The sequence below is a fragment of the Modestobacter lacusdianchii genome, assembly GCF_054177765.1.
In genome coordinates this window covers 139803-156212 of the sequence record NZ_JBJJTJ010000004.1, presented here as the reverse complement: position 1 = coordinate 156212, position 16410 = coordinate 139803, and the positions used below count along the sequence as shown (strand labels likewise).

Genomic DNA, 16410 nt, shown 5'->3' with positions numbered 1-16410 from the left:
GGGCTCGGTGGTCTCGCGTCTTCGGTGTCCCCGGTCGGGGCGGCGGGTGCCGCCCCGACCGGGGCGGTGCTCAGTTGTCGGAGCTGCTGGACACCAGCGCGTCGGCGCCGCCGACGATCTCGCTGATCTCCTGGGTGATGCCGGCCTGGCGGGCCTGGTTGGCCTGCCGGGAGAGGTTCTTGGCCAGCTCCTCGGCGTTGTCCGAGGCCGACTTCATCGCCCGCCGGCGCGAGGCCGACTCCGATGCAGCCGACTCCAGCAGCGCCGCGTAGATCCGGGTGGTGACGTACTTCGGCAGCAGCGCGTCCAGCAGCGCCTCGGCCGACGGCTCGAACTCGTAGGAGGTCGGGACCTCGCTGGAGCGACCCGACTGGTCCTGTCCGGTCCCGGCCTCGTCGCCGAGGTCGTCGACCTCCTCGACCACCAGGGGGGCCATCCGCTTCGCCACCGGCACCTGGGCCAGCAACGAGCGGAACTCCGTGTAGACGATGTGCAGCTCGTCGACGCCGGGGACGCCGTCGGCACCGCCGTCGCCGTCCGCGTCGTCCTCACCGGCGGTGAAGGCGTCGATCAGCGTCCGGCCGACCTCCTGCGCGTCCTCGTAGGAGGGCTGCTCGGAGAAGCCGGTCCAGGACTCCTCGATCGGCCGGTCGCGGAACCGGTAGTACGTCTCGCCCTTGCGGCCGATGACGTACACCAGCGGCTCCTTGCCCTCGTTCCGCAGCAGCCCGAGGAGCTCCTCGGTACGCCGCAGGACGTTGACGTTGTAGGAGCCCGCGAAGCCCCGGTCGGAGGTGATGACCAGGACGGCGACCCGCTTGGGCTCGGGCCGCTCGGTCAGCAGCGGGTGGTCCAGGCTGGCCGAACCGGCCAGCGCGGACAGCACCCGGGTGATCTCCCGGGCGTAGGGCTGGGAGGCCTCCACCCGGGCCTGGGCCCGCACGATGCGGGCGCCGGCGATCAGCTCCTGGGCCGAGAAGATCTTCTTCGTCGACCGCGTGGAGCGGATCCGGCGCCGCAGCGCGCGCAGGGAAGCGGCCATGTCAGGCGCTCCGCTTGACCCGGACGGTCTCCTGGCCGCGCTGGCTGGCGTCCATGGCCTCGACCTCGGGCTCGTTGACCTGCAGGGACTCGCCGTCGGAGGTGGTGAACTGACCGTAGAAGGTCTCCACCGCCGCCTCGAGGCTGCTCACCACGTCGTCCTCGAGCTTCTTGGACGTCCGGATCGTGTCGAAGACGACGTTGTCGCCCCGGCCGATGAAGTCCAGGAACTCCAGCTCGAAGCGACGGACGTCGCCGACGGGCACCCGGTCCAGCTTGCCGGTGGTGCCCAGCCACAGCGAGACGACCTCGCGCTCGACGGGGAACGGCGAGTACTGGCCCTGCTTGAGCAGCTCGACGAGACGCTGGCCGCGGTCCAGGGTGGCGCGGCTGGAGGCGTCCAGGTCGGAGGAGAAGGACGAGAAGGCCTCCAGCTCGCGGAACTGCGCCAGGTCCAGGCGCAGGCGCCCGGCGACCGACTTCATCGCCTTGATCTGCGCCGAACCACCCACCCGGGACACCGAGATGCCCACGTTGATCGCCGGGCGGACACCGGAGTTGAACAGACCCGTCTCGAGGAAGATCTGCCCGTCGGTGATCGAGATGACGTTGGTCGGGATGTAGGCCGACACGTCGTTGCCCTTGGTCTCGATGAGCGGCAGCCCGGTCATCGAGCCGGCGCCCAGCTCGTCGGAGAGCTTCGCGCAGCGCTCCAGCAGGCGGGAGTGCAAGTAGAAGACGTCGCCGGGGTAGGCCTCGCGGCCCGGCGGACGGCGCAGCAGCAGCGAGACGGCGCGGTAGGCCTCGGCCTGCTTGGACAGGTCGTCGAACACGATCAGGACGTGCTTGCCCTCGTACATCCAGTGCTGGCCGATGGCCGAGCCGGTGTAGGGGGCGATGTACTTGAAGCCCGCGGCCTCCGAGGCCGGTGCGGCGACGATGGTCGTGTACTCCATCGCGCCGGCCTCCTCGAGGGCGGCGCGGGTGGCGGCGATGGTCGAGCCCTTCTGACCGACCGCCACGTAGATGCAGCGCACCTGCTGCTGCGGGTCGCCGGTCGCCCAGGCCTGCTTCTGGTTGATGATCGTGTCCAGCGCGATGGCCGACTTGCCGGTCTGCCGGTCACCGATGATCAGCTGGCGCTGACCGCGGCCGATCGGGGTCATGGCGTCGATGGCCTTGATGCCGGTCTGCATCGGCTCGTGCACCGACTGCCGCTGCACCACGGTGGGCGCCTGCAGCTCGAGCGCGCGGCGGCTGGAGGTCTCGATCGGGCCGGCCCCGTCGATCGCGTTGCCCAGCGGGTCGACCACGCGGCCGAGGAACCCGTCGCCCACGGGGACGGAGAGGACCTCGCCGGTCCGGCGGACCGTCTGGCCCTCCTCGATGCCGGCGAAGTCACCGAGGATGACGACACCGACCTCACGCACGTCGAGGTTCAGGGCCAGGCCCCGCACGCCGCCCTCGAACTCGAGGAGCTCGTTGGTCATGACCGAGGGCAGGCCCTCGACCCGGGCGATGCCGTCGCCGGCCTCGGTGACGACCCCGACCTCCTCGCGGGAGACGTCCGGGGTGTAGTCGGAGACGTAGTTCTGGATGGCACTGCGGATCTCGTCCGCGGAGATCGTCAGCTCGGCCATGGCTCTCGCGTCCTCTTCTGCTGGTGTCTGTGGTGATGCGGTGGAGCGGTCGATCGGTGCCGTCAGCCGGCCAGTCGGCGGCCGGCGTCCTCGAGCCGGTGGGCGATGCTGCCGTCGATGACCTCGTCACCGACCCGGACGACCAGACCGCCGAGGACGTCGGGGTCGACCTGCACCTGCAGGCCCATGGTGCGCCCGTAGATGCGCTCGAGCACACCCACCAGCCGTTGTTCCTGAACGGCCGACAGGGGGACGGCGCTGATCACGTGGGCGACCGACCGACCACGCCGGCGGGCCGCCATCGTGGAGAGCCGCTCGATCTCGTTCTCCGCGTTGTGCACGTGCGAGCTGGTCAGCGAGTTCCGGACCAGGCGCTCGGTGACCGGGCTGACCTTCCCGGACAGCAGCCGGTCCAGCAGCGCGGTCTTGCCCTCGCGGGGCGCCGAGCGGTTGCCCAGGATGCGCGCCAGGTCGGCGTCGCCGGCGACGATCCGGCCGAACCGGAAGAGCTCGTCCTCCACGCCCTCGAGCTCACCGCGGGCGTCCGCGGCGTCCAGGGCCGCCTCCGTGGCCAGCGTCTCGGTGGCCTCGACCAGGTCGAGCGGACGGGACCAGCGCTGCTGGGCGACCGTCTCGACCACCGCGAGGGTGGCTGCGGAGACCTGCGCCGACAGCAGCCGGCGGGCCAGGCCCGCCCGGTCCTCCGGCCGCACCGAGGCGTCCGAGAGGGCACGCCGCAGCGACGGCTGGCCGTCGAGGAGGTGCGCCACGGCGAACACCTCGTCGGCCAGGGTCAGCAGCGCCTCACCGCGGTTGCGGCTGCGGGCGCCCCCGGTCTGCTCGAGGAGGCTCGCCCGCGAGGCCTCCATCGCTGCCCGGCTGGAGGCGTGCATCAGCGGGCGTCCTGCGGGACGTACGCCGAGCTGCCGCCGCGGCCGTCACCGGCAGCGGACATGCCGTCCAGCTGGTCCAGGAACCGGTCGACGGTGCCGCTGCGCCGGGCGTCGTCGGCCAGCGACTCGCCGACCAGCCGGCCGGCGAGGTCGACGGCCAGCGTGCCGATCTGACCGCGCAGCTCGTTGATCACCTGCTGGCGAGAGGCAGCGAGCTGCTCCTCGCCGCGGGCGACGATCCGAGCCGACTCCTCCTGCGCCTGGGCGCGGAGCTCCTCGATGATCTGCTGCCCCTCCGCACGCGCGGCGTCGCGGATCTGCGCCGCCTCGGTGCGCGCCTCGGCGAGCTGAGCGCGGTACTGCTCCAGCGCGGCCTTGGCCTCGGCCTGCATGGCCTCGGCCCGCTCGATGCCGCCCTCGATCGCCGCGCGACGGGCCTGGAAGACCTGCTCGAAGCGCGGTGCGACGAACTTGATCACCACGAAGGCCAGGACCGCGAACGCGATCAGGCCGACGATGATCTCGCCGAAGGGCGGGATGAGCGGGTTCGCGCTCTCCGCAGCCAAGATGCTCATGCTGTCAACGTCCTCGTCTGGATGTCAGTGACCGAACTCGTCAGCGAGCGGATCAGGTGCCGTAGACGAGGGGGGCGACGAAGCCGATCAGCGCCAGCGCCTCGGCCAGGGCGAAGCCCAGGAAGGCGTAGGTGCGGGTGAGGCCGGCCGACTCGGGCTGACGGGCGGTGGCCTGGATGTAGGCGGCCCAGACCAGACCGACACCGATGCCGGGGCCGATCGTGGCGATGCCGTAGCCGACCGAACCGATGCTGCCTTCGAGCTCTGCGAGAACGTCCATCATCGCGGGGTGTTCCTCCTGTGTCGTCGCCCGGCGGTGGGCCGGGCGGCTGGCGGGGTCGTGCGGGTGGTGCGGTGGTGCAGTTCAGGTGACCGACCGGTGGAGCCGGCCGGCGCGGGTCAGTGAGCGGCCTCGACGGAACCGTTGAGGTAGGTGCCCATCAGCATCGTGAAGACGTAGGCCTGCAGGAAGATGACCAGCAGCTCGAAGAACGTCATCACGATCGCCATCAGCGCCGACACCGGGCCGAAGACCACGGAGAAGTTGTCGACGGAGAGCAGGTAGGTGGCGCCGAGCGCGAACGTCACCAGCAGCATGTGGCCGGCGAACATGTTCGCGAAGAGCCGGATCGCCAGCGTGAACGGCCGCACGATGAAGTTCTGCAGCAGCTCCAGCGGCGTGATCAGGATGTACATCGGCTTCGGCACGCCGGGCAGGAACATGATGTCGCGGAAGTAGGGCCACAGGCCCTGGTTCTTGATCCCGACCGCGATGTAGAGGACCCAGCAGATCAACGCCAGCACCAGCGGGAAGGCGAACTTCGACATCGGCGAGATCTGGGCGAGCGGGATGATCGCCATCAGGTTGTTCGCCAGGATGAAGAAGAACAGCGAGGCGAGGAACGGCGCGAACGGCAGGCCCTTCGGGCCGACGACGTCGCGGGCGATCCCGTCCCGCACGAAGGAGTAGCCGGTCTCGCCGATGAACTGGAGCTTGCCGGGGACGATCTCCGGCTTGCGCACCGCGGCGACCAGCAGGGCGATCATCGCCGCGGTCGCCACCCAGGCGATCAGCGTGATCCGGGTGATCTCGAAGTCGACACCCAGCAGGGAGAAGCTGGTGAGCGCCTCGGGGTAGAACTCTCCGATGCCCGGGGGCGTGAAGCCGCCACCGGGGTCGCTCTCCACAGCGAGCACGTCGCCGAGCGCGTGGGCGCTGGAGGTCACCGTTGTCCCTTCTGCGTCCTGGGCCGGCTCTGTCGGCCGCCCGGGGGCTGTGCGGCGGCCTGGTCGGGCCCGCCGTATCGCTTGATGACCACGTAGATGGCCACCGCCACGCCGAGGATGACCCCGACCGGGAAGAACACTCGCGTGTCCAGCCACTGGTCGACCAGCCACCCGGCCCCGCCCCAGACGGCCATCCCGGACAGGATCGTCCCGGTGACCCCCCAGCCCATGTCGGCCCCGCTGGGCTGACGAGCAGGCTGTTCAGGGCGTGGTCGAGTGGCCCCGGTTTCGGGACTGTCCTCGGCCATCGCGTCGGACACTATCAGCCGCCTGTCGGGCGGATCCCCGGGTCGTCCTGCCGGGGGACCCCGGCGGCTGCCGGTGCACTCGGCGGGGGGACGTAGTACAGCTGCCGGGTCCAGACCCAGCGCAGCTGCACCACGCTCCACAGCAGGGCCCCGGCGATGACGGTCCAGGCCAGCACCCGGCGGTCCAGCCAGCCGTCCTCCGGCAGGCCGGTGAGCAGCGGGAACAACAGGAACGCCTTCAACCCGAAGGTGCCGAGGGCGGCGGGCATCGTCCAGGTGTCGTCCACCTTCCCGGCCCAGGCGATGACCACCCCGGAGACGCAGAAGAAGGCGGTCACGACCGCGGCGCCGACCACCACCCCGAGCGCCTCGGTCCACCCGGCCACCGCCCCGACCACCGGGGTGGCCACGGCGGTCGCGACCAGCGCCACCAGAGCGCCCACCCGGAGGAAGGACAGGTCCCAGGGTGCGTCGCTGCGCGGCCGCTGCGCGGACGAGGCGCTCACCGGGGTGCCCCCGCCGCCGCGGACGACGAGCGTGCGGCGGCACCGGCCGGCACCGACCCGCCGCCCGGTCCTGCGCCGTCCCGGAGGACACGACTGGCCGGGTGGGCGGCACGGCTGCGTTCCTTCATGGCCGCCAACTCTGCCTCCCGGGCGGCGATGGCCGCCCGCCGGGCCCGCGGGCTGAGCACGACGACGACGCCGACGACCAGCAGCGCCCCGATGATGACCAGCACCTCGACGGTGCCGCCGGTGATCGACAGGGCCACGGCGCCGGAGCTGAGCAGCGCGGCCCAGAAGTACATGATCAGCACCGCTCGACGGTGCGAGTGGCCGATGGACAGCAGCCGGTGGTGCAGGTGCATCTTGTCCGGGCTGAAGGGCGACTGGCCCTTGCGGGTGCGGCGGACGACCGCCATCAGCAGGTCGATGAACGGGATGAAGAGCACCGCGACCGGCACGAGCAGCGGCAAGGTCAGCGGCAGCAGGCTCGCCGCCGAGCCGAGGGTCTGCGAGTCGGTCTGCCCGGTCGCCGACACGGCCGCCGCGGACAGCATCAGCCCCACGAGCATCGACCCGGAGTCGCCCATGAAGATCCGCGCGGGGTTGAAGTTGTGCGGCAGGAAGCCCAGGCAGGCGCCGGCCAGCACCGCGGTGATCAACGCCGGGGCGCTCGCCACGTCGTCGTAGCCCACCGCCCCCAGGTGGTAGCTGTAGGCGAAGAAGGCGAGGGCGGCGATCGCCGAGACGCCGGCGGCCAGGCCGTCCAGCCCGTCGATGAAGTTCAGCGCGTTCACCGTCAGGACGGTGAGCAGGATCGTCGCCGGCACCCCGACGTCGGAACCGAGGGACAGCGTGCCGATGTCGGCGACCGGCAGGAACACGTAGGCCAGCTGCACGCCCAGCAGCACCATCACCCCTGCCGCGGCGATCTGGCCGGTGAGCTTGGTCAGGGCGTCCAGCCCGAACCGGTCGTCCAGGACGCCGAGCAGGCAGATGAGCCCACCGGCGACCAGCACGGCGATGGTCTGGCTGTTGAACTCGAAGCTGCGCTGCAACGAGGGCAGCTGGGAGGCCACGAGCACGCCGGCGGCCACCCCCAGGTACATCGCCACTCCCCCGCCCCGCGGGGTCGGGATGACGTGCACGTCGCGGTCCCGGACCGCGGCCATCACCCGCAGCCGGACCGCCGCCACCCGCACCACCGGGGTGGCCAGGAAGGTGACCAGGCCGGCGGCGAGGAGGACGACGGCGTACTCGCGCATCGGCTCAGACGGTCCGGGTCGGCTCGGGGTACGCGGGATGCGCCGCGACCAGCTCGCGCACGCCGGCGGCGACCTCCGCCGTCCGGGAGCCGTCGGCGTCCCGGATCGCGGTGCCGATGAGCGAGGCGATCGCCCGCATGTCGGTCTCCGTCATCCCCTGGGTGGTCACCGACGGGGTGCCGACGCGGATGCCGGAGGCGATCGACGCCGGCTGCGGGTCGAAGGGGATGGCGTTCTTGTTCATCACGATGCCGGCGGCGTCGCAGCGGGCCTCGGCCACCTTGCCGGTGACCAGCTCACCGGCGGTGTCGGTGACCTCGCGCAGGTCGAGCAGGGCCAGATGGGTGTCGGTGCCGCCGGCGACCGGGCGCAGCCCCTCGGCGGCCAGGCCCTCGGTGAGCGCCTGGGCGTTGGTGATCACCTGGCGGGCGTAGGCCTGGTACTCGGGCTGCAGGCACTCCTTGAGGTTGACCGCCTTGGCTGCGATGGCGTGCATCAGCGGGCCGCCCTGCATCATCGGGAAGGCCGCCTTGTCGATGGCCTTGGCGTGCTCGGCCCGGCAGACGATCGCTCCCCCGCGCGGGCCGCGGAGGACCTTGTGCGTGGTGAAGGTGACCACGTCGGCGTGGGGCACCGGCGAGGGGATCGCCTTGCCGGCGACCAGCCCGATGAAGTGCGCCGCGTCGACCATGAAGACCGCGCCGACCTCGTCGGCGATCTCCCGGAAGGCGGCGAAGTCGATCAGCCGTGGGATCGCCGACCCGCCGGCGACGATCAGCTTGGGCCGGTGCTCGCGGGCGAGGTCACGGACCTGGTCGTAGTCGATGTGCTCGGTCTTCTCGTCGACCCCGTACTGGACCGCGTTGAACCACTTGCCGGAGAACGAGACCTTGGTGCCGTGGGTCAGGTGGCCGCCGTGCGGCAGCGCCATGCCCAGCAGGGTGTCCCCCGGCTGCAGGAAGGCACCGTAGGCGGCGAGGTTGGCGCTGGCCCCGGAGTGCGGCTGCAGGTTGGCGTGCTCGGCGCCGAAGAGCTCCTTGGCCCGCTCGATGCCCAGGGACTCGGCGCGGTCGACCACCTCGCAGCCGCCGTAGTAGCGGCGGCCGGGGTAGCCCTCGGCGTACTTGTTCGACAGCGTGCTGCCCAGCGCGGCGAGGACGGCCGGGCTGGTGAGGTTCTCGCTGGCGATCAGCTGCAGGCCGCCGCGGAGCCGGTCGAGCTCGTCGGTGACGACGCCGGAGATCTCCGGGTCGAACGCCGCCAGGGCGTCGAAGTCGGGCCCCCAGTAGGGGATCGCGGCCGGGGTGCTCATCGCGGGTGCACTCCTGCGGGTCGGTGCGCGGGCCCGCGTGCACCGGGACGAGGGCACGCGGATGTCGCCCCACGGTAACGCCGCGGCGCCGCGATGCCTCGCATCGCACCGCGCCGGGGGCAGGCCCGGCGTCAGTCGGTGATCTCGGGGACGACCTCGCGGAGCCGGTCGAGGTCGATCGCGCCGATCCGGAGCACCCGCGGGGCCGGGACGGTGCAGTCGATGATCGTGCTGGCCGCCGAGCCGGCGCGGGGGCCCCCGTCCAGCACGACCGCGGCGTGCTCACCGAGCTGGTCGGCCGCCTCCTGCGCGGTGGTCGCGGCCGGCCGGCCGGAGCGGTTGGCGCTGGACACCGCCAGCGGCCCGGTCGCGCGGAGCAGGTCGCGGGCGACGTCGTCGTCCGGCAGCCGGACGGCGACGGTGCCGTCGGCGTCCCCGAGGTCCCAGGCCAGGGTGCTGGCGTGCTCGACCACCAGGGTCAGCCCGCCCGGCCAGAAGGCCTCGGCCAGGTCGTGGGCCACGGCCGGGACGGCGTCCACCAGACCGGCGAGGGTGGAGGCCTCACCGATCAGCACGGGCACCGGCATGCTGCGGCCGCGGTTCTTCGCCGCGAGCAGCCGGGTGACCGCGGCCGGGGTGAAGGCGTCGGCCGCCACGCCGTAGACGGTGTCGGTCGGGAGGAGGACCAGCTCGCCGCGGGCCAGCGCCCGGGTGGCGGCGGTCAGGCCCGCCTCGCGCTGGTCGGGGTCACTGCAGTCGAAGACGTCGGCCACGGCTGGGGAGTCTCCCCCACCTACTCTGTCGCCGTGCACAGGTGGGGGGTCGCGACGTCGATCGCGGCGACGCTGCTGGTGCTGGCCGGTTGTGGTGGGTCCGACCCCGCGACCCCTCAGGCGGCACCCGACCCGGCCCGGTCGGTCCCCGGCCTGCCACCCGGCGCCCGGGTCGACTACCAGCTGGGCGGCGCGTACCCGCCGGCCGACGGGGTCGCCGGCGTCGTCCGCGACCGCACGGACCCGCCGGCGGCCGAGCTGTGGTCGGCCTGCTACGTCAACGCCTTCCAGACCCAGCCGGGCAGCTCCGAGTGGCCCGAGGAGCTGCTGCTGCACGACGCCGACGGGCAGCGGGTCGCGGACCCGGACTGGCCCGACGAGTTCCTGCTGGACGTCTCCACCGCCGGCTCCCGGTCGGCCGTCCTCGACGTCGTGGGTCCGTGGTTCGACGGCTGCGCCGCCGACGGGTTCGACGCGGTGGAGCCGGACAACCTCGACAGCTGGACCCGGTCCGGCGGGCTGCTGGACGCCGAGGACGCCGCCGCCATGGCCGGCCTGCTGGTCGACCGGGCGCACCACAACGGCCTGGCCGTCGCCCAGAAGAACGCCGCCGAGCTGACCGACGCCGGCATCGGCTTCGACTACGCGGTGACCGAGGACTGCGGCCAGTTCGACGAGTGCGGCGCCTACACCGACGTGTACGGCGCCGCGGTGGTCGACGTGGAGTACACCGACGAGGGGTTCGAGCACGCCTGTGGCGAGCCGGGCATCAGCGTGCAGCGGCGCGACCTCGCGGTCACCGTCCCCGGGGGCCGGGGCTACGTCGCGGCGTGGTGCCCAGCCAGCTGAGCGGTCGTGTAGCGCGGCCGGCCGGCCAGGTCGGCGTGGTCGGCGACCCCGGCCCACCGGCCGTGCCTGCGCACCATCTCCGGCAGCGAGCTGCCCTGCTGGTCGGCGTGCTCGATGCCCAGCCAGCCACCCGGGCGCAGCAACCGCGCGGCGGTGCCGAGCAGGCCACGGACGACGTCCAGCCCGTCCGGGCCACCCCACAGCGCCAGCGGCGGGTCGTGGTCGGCGACCTCCTGCGGCAGCCGGGCACCGTCGGGCACGTACGGCGGGTTGGAGACGACCACGTCGACCGTGCCGTCCAGCTCGGTCAGCAGCTGCGGGTCGGTCATGTCCCCGGCCAGCACCTCGACCGGGGTGTCGCCGGCCGCGGCCCGGGTGGCGGCGTTGTGCCGGGTCCACTCGATCGCACCCGCGTCGCGCTCGACGGCGACCACCCGGGCGCCGGGGTGCTCGTGGGCCACCGACAGCGCGATCGCCCCGGACCCGGCGCCCAGGTCGACCACGGTGGGCCCGGTCAGGCCGGCGATCCGGTCGAGCACCCAGCCGGCGATCAGCTCGGTCTCCGGCCGGGGCACGAAGACCCCCGGCCCGACCGCCAGCTCGACGTGCCGGAACGGGGCGGTCCCGGTGAGGTGCTGCAGCGGCACCCGGGCGGCGCGCTCCTCGACCAGGGCGGCGAACCGGTCGGCCGGCCCGGCCGGCACCTCACCGAGGGTCAGCAGCGCGGTGCGGGTGGTGCCCAGGACGGCGCACAGCAGCAGCTCGGCGTCCACCCGCGGCGACTCCACGCCGGCCGCGGCGAGCCGGCGGGCGGCGTCGGCGACCAGCACCCGGGCGGCGGTCAGGAGCCGGCCGCCAGCAGCTCGGCGGTGGCGGCCGCGGTGAGCGCGTCCAGCACCGGGTCGAGGTCGCCGTCCAGCACCTGGTCCAGGTTGTGCGCCTTGAAGCCCACCCGGTGGTCGGACAGCCGGCTCTCCGGGAAGTTGTAGGTGCGCACCCGCTCGCTGCGGTCGACCGTCCGCACCTGGCTGCGCCGCTGGTCGGAGGCGGTGGCCTCGGCCTCCTCGCGGGCGGCGGCCAGCAACCGGGCGCGCAGCACCCGCAGCGCCGACTCCCGGTTCTGCAGCTGGCTCTTCTCGTTCTGCGAGCTGACCACGATGCCGGTGGGCAGGTGGGTGATCCGGACGGCGGAGTCGGTGGTGTTGACGCTCTGCCCGCCGGGCCCCGACGAGCGGAAGACGTCGATCCGCAGGTCGCCCGGGTCGACGCTGACGTCGACCTCCTCGGCCTCGGGCAGCACCAGGACGCCCACCGCCGAGGTGTGGATGCGCCCCTGGGACTCGGTCACCGGGACCCGCTGCACCCGGTGTACGCCGGCCTCGAACTTCAGCCGGGCGAACACGCCCTCGTCCGTGCGGGACTTGATCGCCACGGCGACGTCCTTGTAGCCGCCCAGCTCGGCGGGGACGGCGTCGAGCACCTCGGTGGCCCAGCCGCGCCGCTCGGCGTACCGCAGGTACATCCGCAGCAGGTCGCCGGCGAACAGCGCCGACTCGGCCCCGCCCTCCCCCGCCTTGATCTCGAGGATGACGTCCTTGTCGTCGTCGGGGTCCTTGGGCAGCAGCAGCTCGGTCAGCCGGGCGGTCAGCTCGGTGACGGTGCCCTGCAGGTGCTCGGCCTCGCGCGCGAACGACGGGTCCTCGGCGCCCAGTTCCCGTGCCGTGGCCAGGTCGTCGGTGGCGGCGTCCAGGGCCCGGGAGGTCTCCACCACCGGGGCGAGCTGGGCGTAGCGCCGGCCCAGCCGCCGGGCGCGCGCGGCGTCGGCGTGGACCGCGGGGTCGGCCAGCTCGGCCTCCAGCTCGCGGTGCTCGGCGAGCAGGCCGGCGAGCCGGTCGCTGCCGGCGTCGGTGCTGCTCACTCGGGCTCCTCGAGTACTCGTTCGCGCGAGACCACGCGCGTGATCGCGCGAGACCGCGGGTGCTTTATCGCGCGAAACCGCGGGTGCTTTATCGCGCGAGAGCGTGGGTGTCCGATCCGCGCGGTGGGGCGGACATGACGACGGCGCCCGCCCCGCCCCGGGAAGGGGCGGTGCGGGCGCCGTCGAGGGTGCTACTTGTCGGCGCCGGCGTTGCGCTTGCCGAACCGCTTCTCGAAGCGGGCGACGCGGCCACCGGTGTCCAGGATGCGCTGCTTGCCCGTGTAGAAGGGGTGGCAGGCCGAGCAGGTCTCGACGGTCATCGTGCCGCCGGGCGCCGTGCTCTTGGTCTGGAACGTGTTGCCGCAACCGCAGGTCACCGTGGTGACGTGGTAGTCCGGGTGGATGTCGGCCTTCATGCCGGTACACCCTCTCTCTGGTCTCGGGATCTGGTCGTTCGGACGCCGCCGGTGACGGCGACGGAGGCTCGACGGGCCAGTGTACGGCCCGGGCGACGTACGGGGACGGCCCCCTTGCAGAGGCCGCCCCCGGCCTCCCTGCAGGGCCCCGTCGCGAGCTTGCTCGTGGCGGGGGGCAGGGAGGCCCTCAGTCCTTCTCGTTGACGCCGAGCGTGGTCTTCTGCACCTGCATCAGGAACTCGACGTTGTTGCGCGTCTTGCGCATCCGGTCGAGCAGCAGCTCCAGCGCCTGCTGGGGCTCCAGGGCCGACATCACCCGGCGCAGCTTGATCACGATGGCCAGCTCGTCGGGCGAGAGGAGGATCTCCTCCTTGCGGGTGCCCGAGGCGTTGACGTCGACGGCGGGGAAGACCCGCTTGTCGGCCAGCCGCCGGTCCAGCTTGATCTCGGCGTTCCCGGTGCCCTTGAACTCCTCGAAGATGACCGTGTCCATCGTCGACCCGGTCTCGACGAGCGCCGAGGCGATGATCGTCAGCGAGCCGCCGTTCTCGATGTTGCGGGCGGCGCCGAGGAAGCGCTTGGGCGGGTAGAGCGCCGTGGAGTCGACACCACCGGAGAGGATGCGCCCGGAGGCGGGGGCCGCCAGGTTGTAGGCGCGGCCCAGCCGGGTGATCGAGTCCAGCAGGACGACGACGTCGTGGCCCATCTCGACCAGGCGCTTGGCCCGCTCGATCGACAGCTCGGCGACCGTGGTGTGGTCGGCCGGGGGCCGGTCGAAGGTCGAGGCGATGACCTCGCCCTTCACCGAGCGCTGCATGTCGGTGACCTCTTCGGGCCGCTCGTCGACCAGCACCACCATGAGGTGGACCTCGGGGTTGTTGGTCGTGATCGCGTTGGCGATCGACTGCAGCACCATCGTCTTGCCGGCCTTCGGCGGGCTGACGATCAGCGCCCGCTGCCCCTTGCCGATCGGCATGACCAGGTCGATGAGCCGGGTGGTCATCAGATGCGGCTCGGTCTCCAGCCGCAGGCGGTCCTGCGGGTAGAGCGGGGTCAGCTTGGTGAACTCGGGCCGGTTGCGGGCCTGCTCGGGATCCAGGCCGTTGACCGAGTCGAGCCGGACCAGTGCGTTGTACTTGTCCTTGCGCTCGCCCTCACGGGGCTGGCGGACGGCGCCGGTGATGGCGTCGCCGCGACGCAGGCCGTACCGGCGCACCTGGGACAGCGAGACGTAGACGTCGTTCGGCCCGGTCAGGTAACCCGAGGTGCGGACGAACGCGTAGCTGTCCAGCACGTCGAGGATCCCGGCGACCGGGAGCAGGACGTCGTCCTCGCTGACCGTGGGCTCGCCCTGGTCGAAGCGCTCGCGCCCGCCGCCGGCGTTGCCACCGCGACGGTTCCGGTCGCGGTACCGCCGGCCGCGGCGACCGCGACCGCCCTCGAAGTCGTCGTCGTCCTCGTCGTTGCGGGAGTCGTTGCGGGCGTCGTTGCGGTTGGCGCCAGCGTCGTTGCGGTTGCCGTCCCGGCCGCTGTCATTGCGGTTGCCCCGCTCGTTGCGGCCGTTGCGGCCCTCGCCCTCGGCCCGGTTCCGGCCGTTCTCGCCGTCGCCCCGGTTCCGGCCGTTGTCGGCCTCGCCGCGGTTCCGGCCGTTGTCGGCCTCGCCGCGGTTCCGGCCGCTGTCACCGTCGGCCCGGTTGCGACCGCCGCGCTCCTCGGCGTCCCGGCCAGAACCGTCACGAGCAGAGCCGTCACGGGCAGAACCGTCACGGGCCGAGCCGTCACGGGCGGAGCCATCGCGGCTGCCGCGGTCGTCGCGGTCGCTGCCGTCCCGGGGGGCACGGTCCCCGCGCTCCCGGCGGCTGCGCTGCGGACGCTCGCCCTCGCCGCGCTCCTCACCGGCCGCGGCCGGCGACTCGCCGGCGTCGGTGGTCTGCACGTCGGCGGCTGCGGCCGGTGCCGCCTCCGCGGCGGGGGCGTCAGCGGCCGGCGCGCCGGCCGGGCGGCTCGCACCCCGGCGGCGACGGCCGGTGGGGGCACCCTCGGTCGGGGTGTCGTCGCTGCGCTGCGCCGGGCCGGCGGTGATCGGGCCACCGTTGCCGCCGCCGCTGATCGGCGCCTCCAGCGGGGCGGCCGAGGTGGCCACACCACCGGTGACGGCGTCCTCGGTGCGCGGCGCAGGGGCGGCCGGGGTGGTCGCGGCGGGGGTGCTCGAAACCGGGGCCGAGCCCGCGTCGCCGCCGACCTGCCGCTCGGAGATGGCGGCGACCAGGTCGCTCTTGCGCATCTTGCCGGTGCCGGGGATGCCCAGTTCGGCGGCCAGGCGCTGCAGCTCGGGCAGCAGCATGCCGGACAGCCCGCTGCCACGGCGGCGGGAACGGGGAGCCGTTCCGCTGCCGGCAGCTGCCTCGTCGGACGGGGCGGCGTCGTGCGCGCCGTCGAGGAGGTCGGTGGTCTCGCTCACGTACAGGTCCTTCCCTGCGGTGACCTGCGCCTGGCAGCGCAGGAGGGGACCCGGTCCCAGACGGCGGGAGCCCGCTCGTGGACTCGAGGCGTCGATCGGGAGAGCACGGGTCTGTGGATGCGGGGCGAGGATCAGCGGCGACGGATCGACCGTCTGCGACGCTCCCGCGTGGAGCAACGCCCGGAGGCGGCTACGTCGTCAGCCTAGACACAGGCCGACATCGCCCACAACACAGTCCGTCACCGGTGTGTTCCAGACGCCCGGAACGATACCGCACCGTGATCACCTGCCCGCTGGGAGCACGACCGCCCCCGCGGCGTCGACCTGCAGCGGGCGGCACTCCCACCCCGGCGGCGTGGCGGCCCGCAAGCGGGTGACCTCGACGGAGGCACCCAGGTCAGCGGCGCCCTCCGCCTCGTCCAGGACGGCCAGCGCGAGCACGCACGGGCCCGCCCCCGACACCACCGCGGCGTGACCGTCGGCCCGCAGCCGGGTCAGCAGCGCCGCGCTGTCCGGCATCGCCGGGGCCCGCTGCGCCTGGTGCAGCCGGTCCTCGGTCGCCTCGGTCAGCAGCCCGGGATCGGCGGTCAGGGCGTGCACCAGCAGCGCCGCCCGGCCCGCCGCGTGGGCGGCGTCGGCGTGCGGCACGTGGGCCGGCAGCAGCCCCCGGGCCAGGTGGGTGGAGAGCGTCGTGCCCGGCACGAACAGCACCGGCACGATCCGCGGGTCGACGTCCAGCCGCACGGCGCGGGCACCGGTGGACGTCGTCCAGGACAGCGTGGCCCCGCCGAGCAGGCACGGGGCCACGTTGTCGGGATGCCCCTCCAGCGCGGAGCACAGCCGCAGCACGGCCGCCTGGTCGATCTCGGCCACGTCGGGGCACAGCGCCCAGGCGGCGAGCACCCCGGCGGTCACCGCGGCGGCCGAGGAGCCCATCCCCCGCCCCTGCGGGATGCCGTTGTGCGCGCTCAGGCGCAGGCCCGGCGGCGTCCAGTCCAGCTCCGCGCACGCCGCCCGGAACGCCTGGACCACCAGGTGCGACTCGTCGGCCGGCAGCTCGCCGGCGCCCTCACCGGTGACCTCGACGACCAGCCCGCCGTCGGTGACCGCGACGTCGAGGGAGTCCCAGCAGCTCAGCGCCAGGCCGGCGCAGTCGAACGCCGGCCCCAGGTTGGCACTCGTCGCCGGCACGCGGACGCCGACGGCGGTCGGGCGGGCGCTCACGACGG

The 16410-nt window shown here is 73.2% G+C and carries 17 protein-coding genes; 1 reads left to right on the top strand and 16 read right to left on the bottom strand.

From position 1 onward, the window contains the following. Positions 1 to 70: 70 nt before the first annotated feature. The 11 genes from ACJTNH_RS04420 to ACJTNH_RS04370 all read right to left on the bottom strand — a co-directional run bounded on the left by ACJTNH_RS04420 (position 71) and on the right by ACJTNH_RS04370 (position 9537). Complete coding sequence (locus ACJTNH_RS04420) at positions 71 to 1042, bottom strand: F0F1 ATP synthase subunit gamma (RefSeq protein ID WP_458173057.1); 972 nt, start codon at positions 1040 to 1042, stop codon at positions 71 to 73. Position 1043: 1 nt separating this feature from the next. Next, positions 1044 to 2681 (bottom strand): F0F1 ATP synthase subunit alpha, encoded by a 1638-nt coding sequence (gene atpA, locus ACJTNH_RS04415; RefSeq protein ID WP_458173056.1) that lies wholly within the window; start codon positions 2679 to 2681, stop codon positions 1044 to 1046. A 62-nt stretch (positions 2682 to 2743) separates the two neighbouring features. Continuing rightward, on the bottom strand, positions 2744 to 3574 hold the full coding sequence (locus tag ACJTNH_RS04410) for a F0F1 ATP synthase subunit delta (RefSeq protein WP_458173055.1): 831 nt from the start codon (positions 3572 to 3574) through the stop codon (positions 2744 to 2746). Further along, positions 3574 to 4149 (bottom strand): F0F1 ATP synthase subunit B, encoded by a 576-nt coding sequence (locus ACJTNH_RS04405; protein WP_458173054.1) that lies wholly within the window; start codon positions 4147 to 4149, stop codon positions 3574 to 3576. Before ACJTNH_RS04405 ends, ACJTNH_RS04410 begins: the two co-directional genes overlap by 1 nt. A 52-nt stretch (positions 4150 to 4201) precedes the next feature. Next, positions 4202 to 4429, bottom strand: coding sequence for an ATP synthase F0 subunit C (gene atpE, locus ACJTNH_RS04400; protein ID WP_439957969.1), 228 nt, complete (start codon positions 4427 to 4429; stop codon positions 4202 to 4204). A 119-nt stretch (positions 4430 to 4548) separates the two neighbouring features. Further along, on the bottom strand, positions 4549 to 5376 hold the full coding sequence (atpB, locus tag ACJTNH_RS04395; protein WP_458173053.1) for a F0F1 ATP synthase subunit A: 828 nt from the start codon (positions 5374 to 5376) through the stop codon (positions 4549 to 4551). Beyond that, complete coding sequence (locus ACJTNH_RS04390) at positions 5373 to 5606, bottom strand: AtpZ/AtpI family protein (protein WP_458173052.1); 234 nt, start codon at positions 5604 to 5606, stop codon at positions 5373 to 5375. The genes atpB and ACJTNH_RS04390 overlap by 4 nt, the downstream gene beginning before the upstream one ends. Before the next feature lie 92 nt (positions 5607 to 5698). Further along, positions 5699 to 6190, bottom strand: a complete 492-nt coding sequence (locus ACJTNH_RS04385) for a hypothetical protein (RefSeq protein ID WP_458173051.1) — start codon at positions 6188 to 6190, stop codon at positions 5699 to 5701. Further along, a complete protein-coding gene (locus ACJTNH_RS04380) occupies positions 6187 to 7452 on the bottom strand; it encodes a glycosyltransferase family 4 protein (protein ID WP_458173050.1) in 1266 nt (421 codons plus the stop codon). The genes ACJTNH_RS04385 and ACJTNH_RS04380 overlap by 4 nt, the downstream gene beginning before the upstream one ends. A 4-nt stretch (positions 7453 to 7456) precedes the next feature. Beyond that, positions 7457 to 8764, bottom strand: coding sequence for a serine hydroxymethyltransferase (locus tag ACJTNH_RS04375; protein ID WP_458173049.1), 1308 nt, complete (start codon positions 8762 to 8764; stop codon positions 7457 to 7459). Between the two features lie 131 nt (positions 8765 to 8895). Continuing rightward, on the bottom strand, positions 8896 to 9537 hold the full coding sequence (locus tag ACJTNH_RS04370) for an L-threonylcarbamoyladenylate synthase (RefSeq protein WP_458173048.1): 642 nt from the start codon (positions 9535 to 9537) through the stop codon (positions 8896 to 8898). Between the two features lie 33 nt (positions 9538 to 9570). Between ACJTNH_RS04370 and ACJTNH_RS04365 the strand changes: the two genes are divergently transcribed. Beyond that, positions 9571 to 10386: an endo alpha-1,4 polygalactosaminidase gene (locus ACJTNH_RS04365; RefSeq protein WP_458173047.1), complete on the top strand. Its 816-nt coding sequence runs from the start codon at positions 9571 to 9573 to the stop codon at positions 10384 to 10386. Here the strand turns inward: ACJTNH_RS04365 and prmC are convergent. From prmC to thrB, 5 genes are all read right to left on the bottom strand, one after another. Beyond that, entirely contained in the window at positions 10356 to 11216 is an 861-nt protein-coding gene (gene prmC / locus ACJTNH_RS04360; protein ID WP_458173046.1) for a peptide chain release factor N(5)-glutamine methyltransferase, read from the bottom strand. The two genes, ACJTNH_RS04365 and prmC, sit on opposite strands and share 31 nt — an antisense overlap. Positions 11217 to 11227: 11 nt before the next feature. Further along, positions 11228 to 12304: a peptide chain release factor 1 gene (gene prfA, locus ACJTNH_RS04355; RefSeq protein ID WP_458173045.1), complete on the bottom strand. Its 1077-nt coding sequence runs from the start codon at positions 12302 to 12304 to the stop codon at positions 11228 to 11230. Between the two features lie 191 nt (positions 12305 to 12495). Continuing rightward, positions 12496 to 12720, bottom strand: coding sequence for a 50S ribosomal protein L31 (gene rpmE / locus ACJTNH_RS04350; RefSeq protein ID WP_458173044.1), 225 nt, complete (start codon positions 12718 to 12720; stop codon positions 12496 to 12498). Between the two features lie 187 nt (positions 12721 to 12907). Then, complete coding sequence (gene rho / locus ACJTNH_RS04345) at positions 12908 to 15181, bottom strand: transcription termination factor Rho (protein WP_458173043.1); 2274 nt, start codon at positions 15179 to 15181, stop codon at positions 12908 to 12910. Between the two features lie 282 nt (positions 15182 to 15463). Continuing rightward, on the bottom strand, positions 15464 to 16405 hold the full coding sequence (thrB, locus tag ACJTNH_RS04340) for a homoserine kinase (protein WP_458173042.1): 942 nt from the start codon (positions 16403 to 16405) through the stop codon (positions 15464 to 15466). Positions 16406 to 16410 lie beyond the last annotated feature (5 nt).